Here is a 20,316-nt window from a genome sequence, read left to right as displayed (position 1 = left end):
CCGCTCCCGCCGCAACGCCGAACGGCCAGCTGCGGCGACCTCTCGTCGGAGAAGGTCGCCGCAACTGGCCGTTCGCGCCGGGGGTCGGGGCTCTGCGCCGGGGGCTAGCGGGCGTCCGCGACGAGCGCGGCGCGGACCTCCTTGGTCGCCTCGACGAGGTTGCGCAGCGACTCGACGGTCTCCTCGTAGCCGCGGGTCTTCAGCCCGCAGTCCGGGTTGACCCACAGCTGGCGTGCCGGAACGTGCGCGACGGCGGTCTCGAGCAGTTCGCGGACCTCACGCTGGGCGGGCACGCGCGGCGAGTGGATGTCGTACACGCCCGGACCGACGCCGCGGCCGAAGCCGTGGCTTTCAAGGTCGTTGACGACCTCCATGCGGGACCGGGCGGCCTCGATGCTGGTCACGTCCGCGTCCAGGCCGTCGATTGCGTCGATGATGGCGCCGAACTCGGAGTAGCACAGGTGGGTGTGGATCTGAGTACCTGACGCCGCTCCCGCCGTCGCCAGGCGGAAGGAGTTCACCGACCAGTCCAGGTACGCCGGCTGGTCCGCCTTGCGCAGCGGCAGCAGCTCGCGCAGCGCCGGCTCGTCGACCTGGATGACCTTGATGCCCGCGGCTTCGAGGTCGGCGATCTCGTCGCGCAGGGCCAGCGCCACCTGGTTCGCGGTCTCCCCCAGCGGCTGGTCATCGCGCACGAAGCTCCACGCGAGAATCGTCACCGGCCCGGTGAGCATGCCCTTGAGCGGCTTGCTGGTCAGCGACTGGGCATACTCCGCCCAGGCCACGGTGATCGGCGCCGGACGGGTTACGTCCCCCCAGAGGATCGACGGGCGGGTGCAGCGCGAGCCGTAGGACTGGACCCAGCCGTGCTCGGTCACGTCGAAACCGTCGAGGTTCTCAGCGAAGTACTGCACCATGTCGTTGCGCTCGGGCTCTCCGTGCACCAGCACATCGAAACCGAGCTCTTCCTGCAGGTCAACGACCCGCTTGATCTCGTCCTTCATCAGCTGCTCGTACTGCGCGGCAGTGAGCTCGCCGCGGTTGGCGCGGGCCCGGGCCAGGCGGACGTCGCTGGTCTGCGGGAAGGACCCGATCGTCGTCGTCGGCAGCGGCGGCAGGGCCAGGGCTGCGTCCTGCGCGGCCTGGCGCACGGCGAAGTCCTCGCGGGCAAAGTCCGCGGCGGTCAGCGCGGCGGTGCGCTCGCGGACCTCGGCCCGGCGGACGCCCGCGGCGGAGGCACGGGAGGCGATGACGGCGCTGGCCTTGTCCAGCTCGGCCTGCACGGCGGCCGGGTCCTGCAAGGCCTTGGCCAGGGTCGCGACCTCGACGGCCTTCTGGTCCGCGAAGGCGAGCCAGCTGCGCAGCTGCTCGGAGAGCTTGGTCTCCTCGTCGACGTCGTGCGGCACGTGCTGCGTCGACGTCGAGGTGGACACGGCCAGGGACGGCACGCTCCGGCGCAGCTCCGCCAGCTTGTTCGCCGAGGCCTGCAGGTCGTTGCGCCAGATGTTGTGCCCGTCCACCACGCCGGCGACGAGGGTCTTACCCTCCAGCGCGGCGAGCTGGTCGGCGGAAGGAACGGCGCCCTTGAACAAGTCCAGATGCAGCGCGTCGATGCTGGAGGCTGCGAGAGTCGGCAGCAGGTCACCGAGCGCGCCGTACGGGGTGGACACCAGGATCCGGGGCCGGGAGCCGGCGGCGGCCAGCACCTGGTAGGAGCGCTCGACGGCGGCCTGCAGTGCCGCGGCGTCAAGGTCCTGCTCCACCACGAGGGCCGGTTCGTCCAGCTGGACCCAGCCGGCGCCCGCCTCGGCCAGCTTGCCGAGCAGCTCGACGTAGACCGGCAGCAGGTCCTCAAGGCGGGAGAGCGGTTCGAAGCCGGCCGGCGCCTCGTCGGAGGGCTTGCTCAGCAGCAGGAAGGTGACCGGGCCGACCAGGTAGGGGCGGGTTTCAATGCCTGCGGAGCGGGCTTCGCTGAATTCCTCGACGATCCGCTCCGAAGTCAGGGAGAAGTCGGTTTCGGGGCCGATCTCGGGCACGAGGTAGTGGTAGTTGGTGTCGAACCACTTGGTCATCTCCAGCGGCTGCTGGTCCTTGCTGCCGCGGGCGAGGGTGAAGTAGCCGTCCAGTCCCAGCCGGCCCTCGCCGTCGAGCAGGTTGCCAAAGCGCGCCGGCACCGCACCGACATGGGCCGCGACGTCCAGCACCTGGTCGTAGTAGGAGAAGGTGCCGGGCACGGCCGCGGGTTCGGTCAGCCCGAGATCCTGCAGCCGCCGGGCGGTGCCGAGGCGGATCTCGCGGGCGGTGGCTTCAAGCGCGGCCGCGTCGGTCCGGCCGGCCCAGAAGGCTTCGACGGCCTTCTTCAGCTCGCGGCGGCGGCCGATGCGCGGGTAGCCGAGCAGGGAGGCAGAGGGGAAGGGGGTCTGTGCAGTCATGATGTGTCCTTGAATCTAGGTACGGAAAATTAGCTGACGAGGGTGCGCGGCGCTTCGGGCGTCTGGCGGCTGCGCTGCGGGCGGACCAGCTGCAGCTTCTCCAGGACGTCCAGGGCGCACCCGTGTTCGTTGAAGGTGTAGAGGTGGATGCCGGGTGCCCCGGCGTCGAGGGCACCGTTGGCGAGGTCAACAGTGGCCTGCACGCCGATGCGGCGCCGTTCGACGTCGTCCGCGGCCCGGTTCAGCCGGTCCAGCAGTTTGACGTCGGGCTGGACACCGCTGAGTTCCGCCAGCCGGGTCAGCCGGCGGGGGCTGGTCAGCGGCATGACCCCGGGGATGATCGGGATGGTGACGCCCGAACGCCTGGCCCGCAGCACCAGGTCCGCGTAGCGGGAAGGGTCGAAGAACACCTGCGTGATGGCAAAGTCCGCACCGGAGCGCTGCTTGGCCAGGAGCACCTCGACGTCGTGTTCCTCGCTGGGCGACTCGGGATGCTTCGACGGGTAGGCGGCCACGCCGATGGCCACCCGTCCTGCGGCGAGCAGCGCCGAGCGGCGCTGCTCCACCCGCCTGATGAGCTCCACCAGATCCTGTGCATACCGCAGGGTGCCGGGGCCTGCGCCCGCACCGCCGTCCCGGGGGGCGTCCCCGCGCAGCGCCAGGATCCCGCGGACACCGTGGTCGAGCAGTTCGGAGATGATCCCCGCCAGTTCCTCGGCGGTGTTGCCGACGCAGGTCAGGTGCGCCAGCGGCCGGAGGCTGGTTTCGGTGAGCAGGCGGTTGAGCAGGGTCAGGGCGGTGTCGCGGTTGGAGCCGCTGGCACCGTAGGTGACCGAGACGTAGTCCGGCTGCGTGCTTTCGAGTTCGTGGATGGTCCGCCAGAGCGTCTGTTCAGCCACCTCATTGCGGGGCGGAAAGAGCTCATAGCTCAGCGCCACCGGGGCGCTGACGGACGGTTCCGGGTAGGAGGGAATAAGGCTTGGTGGTGACATTTGCTCTACCTTGGCTGTGAGTCATCGCCGCCGCAGCTCCCACGCACAGATGGCTCAGTGCGGAGGCCCCGGCGGGCGTTGCTTTTAGTTGGGGAGACACAGCGGAAATACCTCCACGGACGCGGCCGCGTTCCTGAAGGGTCCCTGTGTGCAAATGTCAGGCCCACATGGGGGCACCCACACCCTCTGAAGCAGAGGATCGCTGACACGTTACGTCGGTAACTTGTCCTGAACTCTACGGATGGGCTGCGCTGGTCCGCAACCCATGACGCAAATGAGACGCTCTTTTACAGAGCCGGCTGCAAGAATGGCGGCAGGCAGCGACGGCGCTTCCACCGAAGCCGCGCACACCCGAAGGGAAGAACGCCATGGCCGCAGTGGAGTCTGTCAACGATGTGCTCATCACCGAGGAGGTTCCCGGACGCTCCTCCGGGCTGTACGGGGTGCTCGCGGTTCCCGAAGGCGAGGGGCCGTGGCCGGGGGTGGTGATGGTCCACGAAGCTTTCGGCATTGACGATGTCATGCGGCGGCAGGTCGAGCGCATGGCCTCCGCGGGCTACGTTGTCCTGATGCCGGATCTGTTCAGCGCCGGCGGGGTTCGCCGCTGCCTGGTTGCCACCTTCCGTGCCCTCTCGGCCGGTGAGGGACGAGCTTTTGCGGACATCGAGGCCAGCCGGCGCCAGCTGCTGCGGCGCGCGGACTGCACCGGCTCGGTCGGTGTCATCGGGTTCTGCATGGGCGGCGGGTTCGCCTTGCTTGCCGCCTCCCGCGGGTTCGACGCGGCGTCGGTGAACTACGGCGGCCTGCCCAAGGACCTCGACCGGGCGCTGGACGGAGCGTGCCCCGTCGTGGCCAGCTACGGCGGCAAGGACCGTGCTCTCTCCGGGGCGGCCACCAAGCTGGAGAGTGCGCTGGCGGCCCACCGGATTCCGCACGACGTCAAGCTCTACCCGGAAGCGGGCCACAGCTTCCTCAATCCGGAAAGCACCGGCCCGCGGCTGCTGCGGCCGCTGATGTCCCGGGTCATGGGCGTCGGGCCCGAGCCGGCGTCCGCCGCCGATGCCTGGCGCCGGATCGACGCGTGGTTCAAGGAGCATCTGGGCGGACCGACAAATGGCACGGACCTTACCGACTCGGCCGGAGCGGGTTATTCTGGGGCGATGATTGAGCTTCCCAGCAGCTACCAGCAGTACCTGGCCGGCAAAGACCAGGCATTCGTCGACACGGTCCGGCCGGTGATGATGCAATCCGCCGCGGAAAAGCTTCACGGCATCCACATCGCGCTCATCCCCGGCGGTGTCCAGGCGCACCTCGACGACAAAATTCCCTTCGGCCAGGTCGTCGAAGGCGTCGACTGACGCACCGGCCTCAGCGCGCCAGGAGCAGCCGCTCCGCGCGCGCACCCAGGGCGTCGTCGAGGACAAGGCACGCGGCCCCGACCGCGCCGACGTCGTTCCCCACACCCGTGCCTGCCACGCTGTAGCCGTGGATGCCCTTGACCACGCTGAAACGGTTGAGGTGGTCCGGGACCTGCCGCAGATAACGCGCTGACACCGGGTTCCAGAACGGGCCGCCGAACACAATGCGGTCCACGTCCACCGCGCTTGCCACGACGGAAGCGGCCTTCGCCACGCAGGCGGCGGACCCGTCGACGATCCGCGCCGCGTCCGCATTGCCCTCCTCCGCCAGCCGGCACAACTCTTCGAGCCGGGCCAGGTCCCCGCCTTCCCCGGCCGCTTCGAGGACCCCGGATTCGACCGCGCGGGCAACCAGGTCCCGCGCTGTGCACGCCACTGCGACGCAGCCCCGCAGCCCGCACGTGCACGGCGGGCCGTCCGGGTCGACGATGATGTGGCCGATTTCGCCGGCGTTGCCGGACACGCCCCGCACGACCTCGTTGTTCAGCACCACGCTGCAGCCGATGCCGGTGCCCAGGTAGATGAAGATGAAGCTGTCCGCGCCCGGCGTACCGGTCCAGAGTTCGGCGACGGCGGCGGCCGTGACGTCCTTGTCCATCGTCACCGGCAGGCCTGTGGCCTGCGCCAGGCTGTCCCGCAGCGGCACCCGGTGCCAGTCCTTCAGCAGCGGCGGCCCGACCACGGTTCCTTCCTTGGCGTCGATCGGTCCGGGGGCGGCGACGCCGAGGCCCGCGATCTTCTCCGGCGGCACCCCGGAGGCATCGACCAGGCGCTCGACCTCGGTGGCGATCGCCGCGACCACTTCGCCGGGAGCATGGCTGGGCGGCGTCGGCACCACCGAGTGCTCGACGACGTCGCCGACGATGTTCAGCAGGACCGTCGTGGTCAGCGCCGGATCCAGATGGACCCCGAGGGCGTAGAGCCCGGACGGATTCAGGCGGAGGATGGTGCGTGGCTTGCCGGGCCCGCTGCTCGCCTTGCCGGCCTCGACGATGAGCTTCTGGTCCAGCAGGCGCCGGGAAATGTTGGACACCGTCTGCGGGGACAGGCCCACCAGCTGGGCGAGTTCGACGCGGCTGAGGCCCTCCGGGGCCCTGCGCACGGCGTCGAGAATGACCGTCAGGTTGAAGTCCCCCATCCGGGGCAGATTGGTCCCCCGGCGCGGCGCGGAGGACGACGGATCGTCCACATGACCACCCCTTCCGTCACTCGATCCTCGAGGACCCCCGAGGGCGACCCGGAGTAAAGTCGTGGGCACAACGTTATATGACGAAGGACACAATATGGCGAGTATGCGCAGGGTCATTATTTCGGTCAGGTCGCTGGAACGTTCGCTGCCCTTCTACACCGACGCGATGGGGCTGCTGCTGAAGGAACGGGCCCCGCGGCTGGCCCACCTCACCCCTCCCGGGGGCGGCACGGAAGTCCTGCTGCACGAACGGCCGTCCAACCCCAGCCTGGCCGGGGTGACGCCTGGCTTCCTGGTCGAGGACGTGGACAGCGCCGTGGCGGCGATGACCGACGCCGGCGGCGAACTGGTCGATGCTCCCGCGGACCAGGAGTGGGGCGAACGCACCGCTGTCGTCCGGGACCCGGACGGGCACCTCGTCGTCGTCGCCTCCGACCTCGCCCGCTGATGCCGGCTAAACCCGCGGCTGACATCCCTGTTACGGCCGAATTGGCGGCCGCCCTGATTAGCGAGCAGTACCCGGCGCTTGCCGGTGAACCGGTCACCGAGTTCGCTGCCGGCTGGGACAACGTGATCTACCGCGTCGGCGCCGGATTCGTGGCGCGGCTGCCGCGCAGGGAGGTCGCGGCACACTTGGTCGCGAACGAGCAGCGTTTCCTGCCCCTGTACGCGGCGCACACCGCCGTGCCTCTCCCGGTCCCGGTGCACAACGGACGCCCCGGCCCGGGCTTCCCGTGGCCCTGGAGCATCACCGCATGGCTGGACGGGGTTCCCGCGGCGCGGGTGTCCCCGGCGGAGCGGGAGTGCGCGCGCTCGCTGGCCCGGTTCGTGACCGACATTCACCGGCCGGCGGGCCCCGAAGCCCCGGCCAACCCCGTTCGCGGCGTGCCGCTGGCCACCCGTGACGCCGCGGTCCGGGGCCGGCTCGAGGCCGGGCTGGACGTGCCGCGGGAACGTGAACTGGAGGCGCTGTGGACGAAGCTGAGCGCCGTCCCTGTCTGGGACGGCCCCGCCCTCTGGCTGCACGGGGACCTGCACCCTGCCAACATCCTGCTGCAGGACGGCAAACTCGCGGCGGTGCTGGATTTCGGCGACCTGACGGCCGGTGATCCCGCCACGGACCTCGCCACCGCCTGGCTGACCTTCGACGCGGCCGGCCGGCGGATCTTCAGGCAGACCGTGGAAGCGGCGGGGCCGGTGGATGAGGACACCTGGCTGCGGGCGCGGGGGTGGGCACTGTGCATGGCCTCGGCGCTGGCTGCGCATTCGGCCGATGAACCGGTGCTCCGCGCCATCGGCGTGCACGCGCTCAGCGAGGTGCTGGGGGACGACTGAGGAAGTGCTCCACACGCCGGTCCGGCACCAGCCAGATCAGGGCGACGACAGTGTAGGCGGCGACGCCCAGCAGCGGATGCACGAAGCACAGCGCCAGCCCTGCAACGTAGATCAGCGGCGAAGCCTTCCCCTTCCAGTCCCGGCCGAGAGCCTGGGCCAGGTCGCCGTCCGGCCCCTGCTGGCGGATGAGCAGCCGCTCCAGGATGAAGTAGGCGACCGCGGCGCAGAGCAGGTTGATCCCGTAGACCAGCACGGGCACCTGCCTGAAACCGGAGTCGTCCATCCAGCGCGTGCTGAACGGGAAGAGGGAGAGCCAGAAGAGCAGGTGCAGGTTCGCCCAGAGGATGCCCCCATTGACCCTGTCGGCCAGGTGGATCATGTGGTGGTGGTTGTTCCAGTAGATCCCGACGTAGACGAAGCTGAGCAGATAACTCAGGAACGTTGGCAGGACGGCGAGGAGCCCGTGCCACGTCGGTTCATCCGGGGTGCGCAGTCCGAGCACCATGATGGTGATGACAATGGCCAGCACGCCGTCGCTGAAGGTCTCCAGCCGGTTCTTGTTCACCGCAGCGCCCCCTTCACTGTGCAGCCCCCATCCCCATCACTGCGCCGCCTCCATCACTGCGCGGTCGTAGATCCAGGCATCTTTCGGGAGTGCGGCCGGGTCGAAGCCTGCCAGGGCGTGGCGCAGGCCGCCGGCAGGCAGGTCCAGCGACGCGAGGATCCGGTCGGTGACCGTGGCGGCGTCCACCCCGCGCTCGGCCAGGGCGGCGAGCGTTACCGCGCCGTCCCTCTTCGCCAGCCGCCGCCGTTCGTGGTTGAGCACCAGCGGGACATGCGCGTACTCGGGCAGCGGCAGGCCAAGCAGCGTGGCCAGGTAGGCCTGCCGGGGAGTGGAGGCGAGCAGGTCGTCCCCGCGGACCACCTGGTCGACTCCTTGGGCGGCGTCGTCGACGACAACGGCCAGGTTGTAGGCGGGAACCCTGTCGTTGCGGCGCAGCACCATGTCATCGACTGTGCCGGTGAAGTCTCCGTGCAGCATGTCCCGCATGGTGAAGGTGGTGACGCCGGCCCGCAGCCGCAGCGCAGCCGGCCGGTGCCGGCGGCGCTCGGCCCGTTCGTCCTGCGAGAGGGTCCGGCAGGTGCCGGGATAGGCGCCCTGCGGGGCGTGCGGCGCACTGGGTGCTTCAAGGATCTCGCGGCGGGTGCAGAAGCACTCGTACACCAGCCCCGCCGAGCGGAGCGATTCGATGGCGGCCTCGTACACCGGCGTGCGCTCCGACTGGCGCACGACGTCGCCGTCCCAGTCGAGGCCGATGGCTGCGAGGTCTGCCAGCTGGGCCTGCTCCGCGCCGGCCCGCGCGCGGTCGAGGTCTTCGATGCGGAGCAGGAACCGGCGGCCTGTGCTGCGCGCGAACAGCCAGGCCAGCATCGCGGTGCGGAGGTTGCCCACATGCAGCTCGCCGGACGGGCTGGGCGCAAAACGGCCCGCGGGAGTCAGGGCCGCGCTCGGGGCCGCGGGTGTGGGAGGACTCTGATGCACGAATCCACCTTAGCCAGCGCCGGGAACAGCCGCGGGATCCGCTTCGAGGACCGGGGCGAGCAGCCGCACCGTCCGCGCGGTCGAGTCCCAGCGCCGCAAACCGACGGCACGCCCGCGCACCTGGCGCTTGGGCAGCACCGGCAACGCCCGCGCCAGCTGGTGGCCCGTCAGCTTCCGCCCCAGCGTCAGGTGCGGGGTCCACAGGTCCGGGAAGGTCTGCGGCGACTGCCCCGGTACCGGCTGGACGCTCTCGTGGACCAGGCGCTGCAGCTCCAGCAGCTCCCGGGTCGGGATGATCTGCCGGCAGAGCACGTAGGTCCCGCGCGGCGGACCGAAAATGAGCAGGCCCGCGGTCTCCAACGCCTGGCCCAGAGGCTCCCCCAGGCCGGCGACGGCGGCCGCCACGCGCTCGTCGAGGTCCGGGACCGTCACGGGGGCCAGGGAGGGCGCGGCGACCAGGGTGATGTGCGGCCGGTTGCTGGCTCCGGCGTGCCGCCCGGAACTGGGCAGACCCGCGTCGATGAGATGCTCCCAGTCCTCGCGCAGGTCCGCCTCGGCGTCGTCGTCGAGCAGCAATTCCAGGCTGTCCATGGCCTCATCCTGCCAGCCCCGGAGGCGCACCGGCCAGACCCGGCGGACGGGGGGCCGGAACTTCGCCCGGGGAGGAAAAACGGGTGCCTCACGCGCGAAGGGCCCGATCCGAGCAGTTTCTCCTCCTCGGGCGGATGCGGCGGGCCCGGGGCAAACAAAAACACCCCGGTCCGCAGACCGAGGTGTTCATTTTTCACTCTTTCGAGTGGAGCTGAGGGGACTCGAACCCCTGACCCCCTGCATGCCATGCAGGTGCGCTACCAGCTGCGCCACAGCCCCGTTTCCAGCAAAAATCCGCTGATTTTTCGGTTTGTTCCTTCAGCTTTTCGTTTCCGATCCGCTCCGAAGCAACTTGAATATTCTATGCAAAGAATCGTGCACTTTGCAAAACGGCCGGGTTCAGCCCTCCTGGACCGTGACCGGCTGCGGCAGGGTCCCCGCGTTGTGTTCGGTCAGCCGCCAGTTCACCAGCGGGTTCTCCGCCCCGTCCGTCTCCTCCAGCAGGGACCAGTTGCAGTTCGCCAAGCCGGAGAGCACGCCCCAGTGGTCGTGCGGCAACCCGAGCAGGCTCGCGATCCCGACCCGGGCGGCGCCGCCGTGGGTGGCGACGACGAGGGTGCCGCCGTCGTCAAGGCCCGAAGCGGCCTCCAGCACGGCAGCGGACATCCGCTCCGAGACCTCGAGCCGGCTCTCGCCGCCGCCGGGGCGCACATGGACGGCCCCGGAGGACCAGGACGCGGCTTCATCCGGGTAGGTGGCGTTGATCTCAGCGAAGGTCATGCCCTGCCACGCGCCGGCGTGGGTCTCCCGCAGGCGCGGATCCTCGGCCACGGGCAGCCCGGTCACCCGGGCGAGCGCCTCGGCCGTGTGCCGGGCGCGCTCCAAGTCGGAAGAGATGATGCGCGTCGGCCCGATCGCTGCCAGCAGCGCGGCGGCGGAGGCGGCCTGCTGCCGGCCGACCTCGTCCAGGGCAATGTCTTCCTGGCCTTGGAAGCGTCCGGCCGAGTTCCAGGAGGTGCGCCCGTGCCGCCAGAAAACTACTTTGCGGCGGCGCCGGGAGCCACCGAGGGAAGCGGCGGCCGTCATTCAGCCGCGGCGCCGCTGCCGGCGGGGGCGTCCTTGGTCTCAAGCTGCAGATCGACAGCCGGGCAGTCCTTCCAGAGACGCTCGAGGGCGTAGAAGACCCTGTCCTCCTCGTGCTGGACGTGGATGATGACCTCGGCGTAGTCGAGCAGCACCCAACGTCCCTCGGACCGGCCCTCGCGGCGCACCGGGCGGAGGTCGAGCTTGATCAGTTCTTCCTCGATACCATCGACGATGGCGTTGACCTGGCGCTCGCTCGGCGCGGACGCGATGACGAAGATGTCCGTGAGCGGAAGTTTGTCGCTGACGTCCAAGGCGACGATGTCCTTGGCGATTTTGTCCGCGGCGGCACGGGCGGCTGCCCGTGCGATCGCGACGGCTGACTCTGTGGCGGTCACTGCTCTCCTAGTGTGGTGGTTCAGTGGCCCAAGCCACTGATAATCATGATCAATCCGGCTACCAGCGCGACCGCGCCGACGGCCAGCACGGCAAGCTGCATCAGCCTGTTGCGGCGCACCCGGTCCAAACCGGCTGTGGCCGCGTCAAGCGGTTCGAGGCCGTGGGCGCTGCCCGCTGGCAGCGGCGGCAGTTTGGTCTGCTCCTCGTGCAGGTTTTCCGGCACGACCGGCGGCCGGGCGATGCCGGATTTGCGCGACCGTGCGACGGCCTCGGCCCGGGCCAGCACGCGCGAGCGACTGTCCTGCAGCTCGTAGCTCACTTCCCGGTCGCGGCTGGTCTGCGGCATCGCCTCGGTGGCAGGCGCGGCAGGACGTGCAGGCGCGGCGGGACGCGCCGGCGGCTGCTGCTTCGGACGGGCCGGCGCAGCCGGCGTCGATGCGGCCGGTGCGGACGCGCGCGGCGGCGCGGGCGCCGGGCGGGGAGCCGGTTGCTGGCGCGGGGGCTGCGGCCGGACGGGCGCGGAGGGGGCCGCGGTCCGTGCAGCCGGGGGCGCCGGTTGCACTGGCGTGGCCTTCGTTTCGGGTGCGTCCGCCGGCCGGCGCTCGCCCTGCTTCGGCTTGGCGGCGGGGCGCAGGCGCGAGGTCGCCGAGGTCACGACGGGCACGTGGGAGGTCGACGGCGGCCGCAGGATCGGCTGGTCCACCCCGGGCACGCGGATGAACTCCAGGGGGGTCACCATCGCGAGGTTATGGGCAGCGGTCGGGTCGTACCGGGACGGCTTGCTCGCCGCGTGTTCCTCCGCAAGCCGCTGCTTGGCTTCGGCCCGGCGGTTCAGCACGGCGGCACGCTCGGCCAGCGCCGTCTGTTCGGCGAGGATCTTCAGGTCCACCGCCGTGGGGTCCTTTTGCGCGGACGCGTCCATCATGGCGATCTGGTTCTTGGCCTGCTCCATGAGCAGGTCACGCGCTGCGTCCGCCTGCTCCGGAGTCATCGCTGCCAGCTCCGCCTGCTCCTGGGCCGCGGCCTGCTGCTCTGCCAGCTCGCGCGCCCTGGCGCGGCGGTCCCGGCGGCCGCCCTGGACCTTCGCGCCCTGGTCCTTGGAAGCAGCCGGCGCGGCACTCGCACCCGGCGCCGCGGCAGCGCCCGGCTTGGCAGAGGTAACAGGCACGGAGGACGCCTGTTCCGCAGGACGCCGGCTCTCCCCTGCCGGCTTGCTGGCCGGGGCGCTGGCCGGCTTGGTGTCCGGCTCGTCGGCGGGCGCGGCCTTCGGCAGGTTCCCGAATGGAGTGTCCGGCGGACTGGTGGGCATTGGCACAACAGGGATGAAGGAGGTAATGGGTGCGCGGTTGGCCTCTACCTGCTGCTGGCGGAGCGCGCGGCGGGACGGCAACGAGCCGCCGTTGTTGAGCTGCCCCTCCTTCTCGGCGAGCTCCTTCATGGCCCGCAGGGCCGCACGGTCGCGTGCCCGGGCCTGCGAGGAGCGTTCCGCCTGGCCTTCGGCGGCCGCGCCGGCTTCGGCGGGAGGCCGGTCAGAGGGGGCGGCTGATGCTGCCCCTGTGCCATCGCCTGCCTGGCTGGGGGCAGGAAGGTGCGGCACGGAGGGGTAAGCCCCGTCTCCCTGCCGCTGCTGAGCGTCCCGCGCTTGCCGTAGTTCCCTCCGGCTGCGGATCGGCTCCTGTTCCTTGCTCATGCGTAACTCACTCGGTGTTGGCTTCTCTTACTGTCAATTCCTGCAAACGTCCGGACCCGCGGATTTCTGCCGGGCCCCGGTACAGCCGGTACTTCGCGATGTACTGCACCACGCCGTCGGGCACCAGATACCAGACCGGATTGGCCTCGGCGACCCGCCGCCGGCAGTCGGTGGAGGAGATGGCCATCGCGGGCACCTCCAACAAACTTACGTCAGAGCGACCCAGATTATGCAGAACGTGTCCGGGCCGCGTGACGCCGATGAAGTGCGCCAGGGACCACAGCTCCTCCACGTCCTTCCAGGAAAGGATCTGCGCCATGGCGTCAGCGCCGGTGATGAAGTACAGGTCCGCGTCCGGGCGCATCCGCCGAAGATCACGCAGCGTGTCGATGGTGAACGTCGGTCCGGGCCGGTCGATGTCAACGCGGCTGACCGTGAAGCGCGGATTGGAGGCCGTCGCGATCACTGTCATCAGGTACCGGTGCTCGGCTTCGGTGACCTCCTGCTTGGCTTTCTGCCAGGGCTGGCCCGTCGGGACGAAGACCACTTCGTCCAGGCCGAACACGGCGGCCACCTCGCTCGCCGCGACCAGGTGGCCGTGATGGATCGGGTCGAAGGTTCCGCCCATGACGCCGAGGCGGAAGCGGCGGCCCCCGTTGGCGGAGGCCGCTTCGGCAGCCGGCACCTGCTTAGGAATGGGCCTGCGCCTGGCCGCGGTCGTGCTTGTTCGGGTGCGCACGGTGCGGGTCCGCGTGCTCCTCCACCGGCTCGTGCCGGTTGCCGAGGTTGGTGTAGGAGACGGTGACGAACATGAGCACCAGCAGCACCACGAAGATGGTCCCGCCGATCACGAACGGCGGCGCGATCGTCGGCGCTTTTTCCTCGGCCTGGCTCGCGGCAACGACCGCACTGAAGAACGGTGTCAGCATTCCTATCCCCTCCGGGTATTACAGTTTTCAATCCGGCGGCTGCCGGACTACATCTTTATCTGGTCCTATGTTACGTGGTCGCCCCATGCGGCCGGCACTTCGCCGCTCAGGCGCGCACCTGGCCTTCGCCCTGGACGACCCATTTGGTCGTGGTGAGCTCCGCGAGGCCCATGGGCCCGCGGGCGTGCAGCTTCTGCGTGGAGATACCCACTTCGGCCCCCAGGCCCAGCTCTCCGCCGTCGATGAACCGGGTGGAAGCGTTCACGACGACGGCGGCCGAGTCGATCTCGGCGATGAATCGCTCGGCGTTGGCCAGGTCGTTGGTGAGGATGGCTTCCGTGTGCCCGGTGGAGTACGTGCGGATGTGCTCAAGGGCCTCCTCCAACGAGTCCACCGTGCGCACGGCCAGGTCCAGGTCCATGTACTCGGTGGCCCAGTCGGCATCCGTAGCCGGCACGCCGGTCACTCCGGCCGGCAACAATCCCAGCACCGCGGGGTCCGCGTGCAGCCGCACACCCGCAGCGGCCAGCGCCGAGAGCACACCGGGCAGGACGGTGGAGCGGGAGTGCACCAGGAGCGTCTCGACGGTGTTGCACACACTGGGCCGCTGGGTCTTGGCGTTGAGCAGGACGTCAATCGCCATCTGCTGGTCCGCGGACTCATCGAGGAAGATGTGCACGTTGCCCTCCCCGGTCTCGATGACCGGCACCGAGGAGTTGTTCACGACCGTCTGGATGAGGTCACGGCCGCCGCGCGGAATGAGGACGTCGACGCGGCCGCGGGCGCGCATCAGGACGTTGGCGCCCTCACGGCCGTAGGCATCGATAGTCTGGGCGGCGTCAGCCGGCAGGCCCTCGGCCTCCAGCGCACCGCGGATCAGGCCGATCAGCGCCTCGTTCGTGTTGGCCGCGGCGCTGCCGCCGCGCAGGATGGCGGCGTTGCCGCTCTTGAGGGCGAGGCCGGCGATGTCCACCGTCACGTTCGGGCGGGCCTCGTAGATGGCGGCGACGACACCGAGGGGCACATTGATCTGCCGCAGGCGCAGCCCGTTGGGCAGCGTCTGTCCGCGCACCACGTTGCCGACCGGGTCCGGCAGACCGGCGAGGTTCTCCAGCGCGGCGACCAGTCCCTGGACCCGCTGCGGGGTCAGCGTGAGGCGGTCCAGCAGCGCGGCGCTCGTGCCGTTGGCCTGGCCGGCGTCGACGTCGCGCTGGTTGGCGGCCAGCAGCTCGTCCTGGTGGGCCAGGAGTTCGTCGGCGATCTTCCGCAGCACGCGGTCCTTGTGCGAACGGTTCGCCCGGCCAAGAGCCCTGGAGGCCAGGCGGGCGCGGTCAGCGATGCCGTACACGGCCGCGGCAAGACCGCCCTCGGCGGTCTCCAGCCGCTGGTCCGTGCCGCCCGTCGCAGAGCCGCCGAAAGCATTCTCAGTTGCGGGAAGAGTCATCCCTCAAGTCTAGACGAGGACCAAATCGTCCACATGCACGACCTCGCGCTCGAACTCCCTGCCCAGGGTCCGGGCCAGTTCCTTGGTGGACCGGCCCAGCATCTTCGGCAGCTCGCGCGACTTGTAGTTGACCAGGCCGCGGGCAATCACCTCGCCGCTGCGGTCCACCAGCTCCACCGGATCGCCGGCCTCAAAGGATCCCTTCACCATCACGATGCCGGCCGGCAGCAGCGAGCGGCGCCGGTGCTTCACGGCCGCGACGGCGCCGTCGTCGAGCACCAGCCGCCCGCGGACGTTGGCCGAATGCGCCAGCCAGAGCAGCCGGATCGGCTTGTTGGAGCCGACTGCGCCAAAGAAGGTCCCGACGTCCTCCCCCGCCAAGGCCTGCACGGCCTGCGGCGTCGATGTGACGAGGGCGGGAATCCCCGAACCCGCCGCGATGCTCGCGGCGTCGACCTTGGTGACCATTCCGCCGGTGCCCACGCCGGCTTTGCCGGTCCTGCCGATCTCGATGCCTTCGAGGTCCTCTGGCCCGGCCACGTGCGGTATGCGCCGGGCTCCGGCCTTGGGCGGCCCGTCGTACAGCGAGTCCACGTCGGAGAGCAGCACGAGGGCGTCGGCCTTGGCCATGTGGGCCACCAGCGCAGCCAGCCGGTCGTTGTCGCCGAAGCGGATTTCGTGGGTGGCCACCGTGTCGTTTTCGTTCACAATGGGCACGACGCCGAGGTTGAGCAGACGGGACAGCGCCCGGTGCGCGTTCGCGTAGTGCGTCCGCCGCATCAGATCCTGCGCGGTGAGCAGGACCTGGCTCACGGTCACGCCGTGGGCGGCGAAAGCCTGGGTGTACCGGGCGATCAGCAGCCCCTGCCCCACGGCGGCCGCCGCCTGCTGGGTCGCGAGGTCCCGGGGACGGCGTTCGAGGCCGAGCGGCGCGAGCCCTGCCGCGATGGCGCCGGAGGAGACGAGGATGATCTCGGTGCCCTGGTTGCGGCGCTCCGCGAGGGCGTCCACCAGGTCGACAAGCGCCTGTTCGGAGATCCCGCCCGCAAGGGAAGTCAGGGACGAGGAGCCGACCTTGACCACGATCCTGCCGGCCGTGGCCAGGCCGGCGCGGTCCGCGATCGGCTGCTTGCGGGCCGCGGGGGCGGTGCTAGAGCTCGTCACCGGCGCTGTCCTCCCTGTCCACGCCCTCCCTGTCGGCCTGCTTCACCGGCTGCTGGCGGCGGCCGCTGACAGATTCGGTCCAGATGCCGGCCTTGCGCTCTGCCTCGAGCTCCGCGCGGGCCGCCGACTTGGCGTCCTTGCGCTCTTGGTATTCCTCGCGCTTCTGTCCGCGCGTGGGCCGGGTGAATTCCTCCAGGCGCAGGTCGGTGCCGCGCGGGGAGGCCAGCAGCTCGGCGCCGCCCATCATGGTCGGCTCCCAGTCGAAGACGACGCCGTCGCCCTCGCCGATCACGACGGTGTCCCCCGGGACGGCTCCGCTCTTGAACAGCTGCTCTTCCACGCCGAGCTTCGCGAGCCGGTCCGCGAGGTAACCGACGGCCTCGTCGTTCGTGAAGTCGGTCTGCTGCACCCAGCGGACCGGCTTTTCGCCGAGCACGCGGAACAGCGGCTCCAAGTTCTTTTCCTCGCGCCGGATCCGGAACCCCGCGGCGTTGACGGCCTTGGGCCGCAGCACGATCCGCTGCGGCGCCGGCTCTGCTTCACGCGCGGCACGGGCGCCGGCGACGATCTCGGCCATCGCGAAGCTGAGCTGCCGCAGGCCTTCATGGCTGACGGCCGAAATCTCGAACACGCGGTAGCCGCGCTCCTCCAGCTCCGGGCGCACGAAGTCGGCGAGCTCCTCCGCCTCGGGCACATCGATCTTGTTCAGTGCCACGAGCCGCGGCCGCTCGTTCAACGGCACGGCCTGGCCGTCGCTCCCGGCGAAACTTGAGTCCACGGAATAGGCCGCCAGTTCCGCCTCGATTGCCTCGAGGTCACTGATCGGGTCACGGCCGGGCTCGAGCGTGGCGCAGTCGAGCACATGCACCAGGACGGCGCAGCGCTCGACGTGGCGCAGGAACTCCAGGCCCAGGCCCTTGCCCTGGCTTGCGCCCGGGATCAGGCCGGGGACGTCGGCGATCGTGAAGCGCACGTCGCCGGCCTGCACGACGCCGAGGTTCGGCACCAGGGTGGTGAACGGGTAGTCGGCGATCTTGGGGCGGGCGGCGGACATGGCCGCAATCAGGCTCGACTTGCCGGCCGACGGGAAGCCCACCAGAGCGACGTCGGCGATGCTCTTCAATTCGAGCACAATGTCGCGGGCGTCCCCGGGGATGCCCAGCAGGGCGAAGCCCGGCGCCTTGCGCTTCTGCGAGGAGAGCGCCGCGTTGCCCAGACCGCCCTGGCCGCCGGCAGCGGCCACGAACTCGGTGCCTTCGCCGACCAGGTCCGCCAGCACCTCTCCGCTGGGGGACTTCACCACCGTGCCCGAGGGCACCGGCAGCACCAGGGTCTCCCCGTTCTTGCCGTGCCGCATGTCCCCCTTGCCGCCTTCGCCGTTGGTGGCGTGGCGGTGCGGCGCGTGGTGGTAGGAGAGCAGGGTGGTCGTCTGGGAGTCCACCCGGAGGATGACGTCGCCGCCGTTGCCCCCGTTGCCGCCGTCGGGGCCGCCGAGCGGCTTGAACTTCTCCCGCTTGATGGAAACGCAGCCATGGCCGCCGGTCCCGCCCGAAACGTGCAGAACTACCCGGTCAACAAAGCTTGCCACGGAGGTCTCCTTGGAATGTGAAATGCAAAATCAGTTTAGTGGTGTTAAAACAACAAGTGGGACGGACCCGAAGGCCCGCCCCACCAGGTGAAGCTAATGACTACTCGGCTGCTGCCGCTGCGACGATGTTCACGACGCGGCGTCCGCGGCGGGTGCCGAACTCAACAGCGCCGGCCTCCAGGGCGAACAGCGTGTCGTCGCCACCGCGGCCGACACCGGCGCCCGGGTGGAAGTGGGTGCCGCGCTGGCGGACGATGATCTCGCCGGCGGAAACAACCTGACCGCCGAAACGCTTCACGCCCAGACGCTGTGCGTTGGAGTCACGACCGTTGCGAGTGGAGCTCGCGCCCTTCTTGTGTGCCATCTCTTGATGCCTGCCTTTTTAGTGTGGGGAACCGGGAAATCCTTCGATCGCCTTAGGCGATCGAGGTGATCTTGACCTTGGTCAGCTCCTGGCGGTGGCCCTGGCGCTTCTTGTAACCGGTCTTGTTCTTGAACTTCTGAATGACGATCTTCGGCCCGCGCAGATCCTCAAGGATCTCCGCCTCGACCTTTACCTTGGCCAGGTCCTTCGCGGCCGAGGTGATCTTCTCGCCGTCAACCAGAAGGAGTGCGGGCAGCTCAATGGTGCTGCCGGCTCCACCGGCGACGCGGTTCAGGGTAACGAAGTCTCCAACGGAAACCTTCTCTTGGCGGCCGCCTGCGCGGACAATCGCGTACACCACTTGGGAACTCACTTCTCTCGACGTTTTACAAAGTTTGCGTGGGGAACCATCAACGCCCTGGATGGGCAGATTTCCGGTTCTCGCTGTGCCTCAACGCCGCGGGCCCCGTATGGAAGGAATTGCCCAGTGTTGGCGTAAGCACCGAGGATCCAGACTACGCTAGACCGGCCCTCGGCTGCAAATGACACTAGCGGCGCCGCGCGGAAACTGATAGGAGCAGGTGCCCTCTCATCCGCGCCACGTCAGCACGCCATCCATCATAGTCGCCGCCGGGGCCACTACTCATGCATGCCGCTCCGGCGCGTCGAAAAACTCCAGTTCGTAGCGCGAGGACTGACGGAACACCGTGCGCATCGCCTCCCGCTCGGCGGCTCCCGCCACCCGGGCGGCCCGGTCGGTGAAGCCGACCGCTGTCCGCGTGGACGCGGCGAAGGCCTCGTCGGCATACGTTTGAAGCCACGCTGCGTAGGGGTGCGTGGCGGCATCGCGTCCGGCCAGGAAGGCTGCGTGGAGGTTCTCCCCCACATCCGAATACAGCCAGTAGCAGGGCAGCACGGCGGCCGTCAGCACGGCATAGCTGCCCGACCCGGCCACGGACGCCAGGTGGTCAAGGTAGGCCTTGGTGACCGGGCCTAGCTCGGATTCCGCCGGGTGCTGCTGCAGCCAGCTTCGGTGCAGCTCGGCCTCGACCTGCAGGCACACCTGGGCCGAGTTCGCCCAGAACAGCTGCTCTTCCTCGGTAGGGGCAAGGGCGCTGGCGCGGGCCAGGACCCGAGAGTACCCGTTGAGGTACCGGGCGTCCTGGGCAAGGTAGTAGGAGAACTTCCGCTCATCGAGGGTGCCGTCGCCGAGCGCCTTGACGAACGGCAGCCCGAAAATGCCCTCACGCAGGTCCGCGATGTCATCCCACAACTGCCGGCTGAAGTCATTGCCCTGCGGCGGCTGGTGCTGAAGGAGGTTCGCGAAGTGGTGGATAGGGCCGTGACCGGTGCCGACCTGGAGTTCGTCGGCGCGGGCCAGCGCTCCCTGCATCCAGTCCTTGACCCGCTGCAGCGATTCGGCCCAGTCGCCGGTGAGCACCTGCACGGTCGCCATGGCGGAGGACAGAGAGCAACCGGTGCCGTGGGTGTTCCGGGTTTCAATCCGGCGGGAGGAGAATTCCACCACCCGCTCCCCCGGCTCACCGGCGGCCCTGACCAGGGCGTCCGGGCACACCGCGCCGTCCAAATGGCCACCCTTGACCAGCACGGCCGCGCCCGTGCGGTCCGACAGGCGCAGGCCCTGCGCCACCGCCTCGTCCCAACTGTCCGCGCGCTGTTCGTCCAGCAGGACGGCAAGTTCGGGCAGATTGGGCGTGAGCAAGTCGGCACGCCGGAGCAGGGATCGCAGCGCGTCCTCGGCAGCCGGCTCGAGCAGCCGGTCCCCGCTGGTCGCCACCATCACGGGATCCAGCACGACGACGGGCGGCCGGACGGCCTCGAGCCAGGCCTCGACGGTGGCGATGACGGCGGCATCCCCGAGCATGCCGATCTTCACGGCGTCGATCTCGACGTCGTCGCTCACCGCCTCGAGCTGCTCGGCGAGGAAGGACACCGGCGGCGTGTGCACCGACCGGACTCCGTGAGTGTTCTGCGCGACCAACGCCGTCACGACAGCCATGCCGTACCCGCCGTTGGCGGCGATGCTCTTCAGGTCCGCCTGGATGCCGGCACCGCCCGTGGGGTCGGTGCCGGCGATGCTCAGGACTCGTGGGGTGGAACGCATGGGCCTGCTCCCAATGACGCGCGGCGGTGC

The 20,316-nt window shown here is 69.7% G+C and carries 20 protein-coding genes and 1 tRNA gene; 3 read left to right on the top strand and 18 right to left on the bottom strand.

Going from position 1 to position 20,316, the window contains the following annotated elements; genetic code table 11:
* Window positions 1-104: 104 nt before the first annotated feature.
* Window positions 105-2,432 carry a 5-methyltetrahydropteroyltriglutamate--homocysteine S-methyltransferase gene (metE, locus tag KIH31_RS14760; protein ID WP_214427884.1) on the bottom strand — a complete coding sequence of 776 codons (2,328 nt, stop codon included), beginning with the start codon at window positions 2,430-2,432 and terminating at the stop codon, window positions 105-107.
* Between the two features lie 29 nt (window positions 2,433-2,461).
* On the bottom strand, window positions 2,462-3,424 hold the full coding sequence (locus tag KIH31_RS14755; RefSeq protein ID WP_214427883.1) for a methylenetetrahydrofolate reductase: 963 nt from the start codon (window positions 3,422-3,424) through the stop codon (window positions 2,462-2,464).
* 368 nt (window positions 3,425-3,792) lie between these two features.
* Here KIH31_RS14755 and KIH31_RS14750 point away from each other — a divergent pair, with 368 nt between their 5' ends.
* On the top strand, window positions 3,793-4,782 hold the full coding sequence (locus tag KIH31_RS14750) for a dienelactone hydrolase family protein (RefSeq protein WP_307857664.1): 990 nt from the start codon (window positions 3,793-3,795) through the stop codon (window positions 4,780-4,782).
* Window positions 4,783-4,792: 10 nt separating this feature from the next.
* Here KIH31_RS14750 and KIH31_RS14740 read toward each other — a convergent pair whose 3' ends face one another.
* A complete protein-coding gene (locus KIH31_RS14740) occupies window positions 4,793-5,980 on the bottom strand; it encodes an ROK family transcriptional regulator (protein ID WP_214427924.1) in 1,188 nt (395 codons plus the stop codon).
* A gap of 145 nt (window positions 5,981-6,125) precedes the next feature.
* Between KIH31_RS14740 and KIH31_RS14735 the strand changes: the two genes are divergently transcribed.
* Window positions 6,126-6,479 carry a VOC family protein gene (locus KIH31_RS14735; protein WP_214427882.1) on the top strand — a complete coding sequence of 118 codons (354 nt, stop codon included), beginning with the start codon at window positions 6,126-6,128 and terminating at the stop codon, window positions 6,477-6,479.
* Window positions 6,479-7,366, top strand: a complete 888-nt coding sequence (locus tag KIH31_RS14730) for an aminoglycoside phosphotransferase family protein (protein ID WP_214427881.1) — start codon at window positions 6,479-6,481, stop codon at window positions 7,364-7,366. Before KIH31_RS14735 ends, KIH31_RS14730 begins: the two co-directional genes overlap by 1 nt.
* On the opposite strand, the gene KIH31_RS14725 is transcribed toward KIH31_RS14730, so the two are convergent.
* The 15 genes from KIH31_RS14725 to KIH31_RS14655 all read right to left on the bottom strand — a co-directional run bounded on the left by KIH31_RS14725 (window position 7,341) and on the right by KIH31_RS14655 (window position 20,286).
* A complete protein-coding gene (locus tag KIH31_RS14725; protein ID WP_214427880.1) occupies window positions 7,341-7,931 on the bottom strand; it encodes a TMEM175 family protein in 591 nt (196 codons plus the stop codon). The two genes, KIH31_RS14730 and KIH31_RS14725, sit on opposite strands and share 26 nt — an antisense overlap.
* A 36-nt stretch (window positions 7,932-7,967) precedes the next feature.
* Window positions 7,968-8,867: a tRNA glutamyl-Q(34) synthetase GluQRS gene (gluQRS, locus tag KIH31_RS14720; RefSeq protein ID WP_214427923.1), complete on the bottom strand. Its 900-nt coding sequence runs from the start codon at window positions 8,865-8,867 to the stop codon at window positions 7,968-7,970.
* 51 nt (window positions 8,868-8,918) lie between these two features.
* On the bottom strand, window positions 8,919-9,500 hold the full coding sequence (locus KIH31_RS14715) for a 2'-5' RNA ligase family protein (RefSeq protein ID WP_214427879.1): 582 nt from the start codon (window positions 9,498-9,500) through the stop codon (window positions 8,919-8,921).
* Between the two features lie 206 nt (window positions 9,501-9,706).
* Window positions 9,707-9,779: transfer RNA gene (locus KIH31_RS14710), tRNA-Ala, on the bottom strand.
* 120 nt (window positions 9,780-9,899) lie between these two features.
* On the bottom strand, window positions 9,900-10,586 hold the full coding sequence (locus KIH31_RS14705) for a histidine phosphatase family protein (RefSeq protein ID WP_214427878.1): 687 nt from the start codon (window positions 10,584-10,586) through the stop codon (window positions 9,900-9,902).
* Window positions 10,583-10,981, bottom strand: a complete 399-nt coding sequence (gene rsfS / locus KIH31_RS14700) for a ribosome silencing factor (RefSeq protein WP_214427877.1) — start codon at window positions 10,979-10,981, stop codon at window positions 10,583-10,585. Before rsfS ends, KIH31_RS14705 begins: the two co-directional genes overlap by 4 nt.
* A 20-nt stretch (window positions 10,982-11,001) precedes the next feature.
* On the bottom strand, window positions 11,002-12,672 hold the full coding sequence (locus KIH31_RS14695) for a hypothetical protein (protein WP_214427876.1): 1,671 nt from the start codon (window positions 12,670-12,672) through the stop codon (window positions 11,002-11,004).
* 7 nt (window positions 12,673-12,679) lie between these two features.
* Window positions 12,680-13,357, bottom strand: coding sequence for a nicotinate-nucleotide adenylyltransferase (gene nadD / locus KIH31_RS14690; protein WP_307857663.1), 678 nt, complete (start codon window positions 13,355-13,357; stop codon window positions 12,680-12,682).
* A gap of 4 nt (window positions 13,358-13,361) precedes the next feature.
* Window positions 13,362-13,601: a hypothetical protein gene (locus KIH31_RS14685; protein WP_214427875.1), complete on the bottom strand. Its 240-nt coding sequence runs from the start codon at window positions 13,599-13,601 to the stop codon at window positions 13,362-13,364.
* Window positions 13,602-13,707: 106 nt separating this feature from the next.
* Entirely contained in the window at window positions 13,708-15,045 is a 1,338-nt protein-coding gene (locus KIH31_RS14680; protein ID WP_214427874.1) for a glutamate-5-semialdehyde dehydrogenase, read from the bottom strand.
* 9 nt (window positions 15,046-15,054) lie between these two features.
* A complete protein-coding gene (proB, locus tag KIH31_RS14675; RefSeq protein WP_214427873.1) occupies window positions 15,055-16,209 on the bottom strand; it encodes a glutamate 5-kinase in 1,155 nt (384 codons plus the stop codon).
* On the bottom strand, window positions 16,196-17,797 hold the full coding sequence (obgE, locus tag KIH31_RS14670; RefSeq protein WP_214427872.1) for a GTPase ObgE: 1,602 nt from the start codon (window positions 17,795-17,797) through the stop codon (window positions 16,196-16,198). The genes proB and obgE overlap by 14 nt, the downstream gene beginning before the upstream one ends.
* Window positions 17,798-17,897: 100 nt before the next feature.
* The gene (gene rpmA / locus KIH31_RS14665; protein ID WP_021470683.1) at window positions 17,898-18,161 is read right to left on the bottom strand and encodes a 50S ribosomal protein L27; all 264 of its coding nucleotides are present in this window, start codon (window positions 18,159-18,161) and stop codon (window positions 17,898-17,900) included.
* A gap of 52 nt (window positions 18,162-18,213) precedes the next feature.
* Window positions 18,214-18,522 carry a 50S ribosomal protein L21 gene (rplU, locus tag KIH31_RS14660; RefSeq protein WP_214427921.1) on the bottom strand — a complete coding sequence of 103 codons (309 nt, stop codon included), beginning with the start codon at window positions 18,520-18,522 and terminating at the stop codon, window positions 18,214-18,216.
* A gap of 282 nt (window positions 18,523-18,804) precedes the next feature.
* Window positions 18,805-20,286, bottom strand: a complete 1,482-nt coding sequence (locus tag KIH31_RS14655; protein WP_214427871.1) for a bifunctional hydroxymethylpyrimidine kinase/phosphomethylpyrimidine kinase — start codon at window positions 20,284-20,286, stop codon at window positions 18,805-18,807.
* Between the last annotated feature and the right edge of the window lie 30 nt (window positions 20,287-20,316).

This window comes from Paenarthrobacter sp. DKR-5, assembly GCF_018531425.1.
Lineage (GTDB): Bacteria > Actinomycetota > Actinomycetes > Actinomycetales > Micrococcaceae > DKR-5.
The sequence above is the reverse complement of the archived record's forward strand: the minus strand, read 5'-3'. Positions and strand labels throughout refer to the sequence as shown.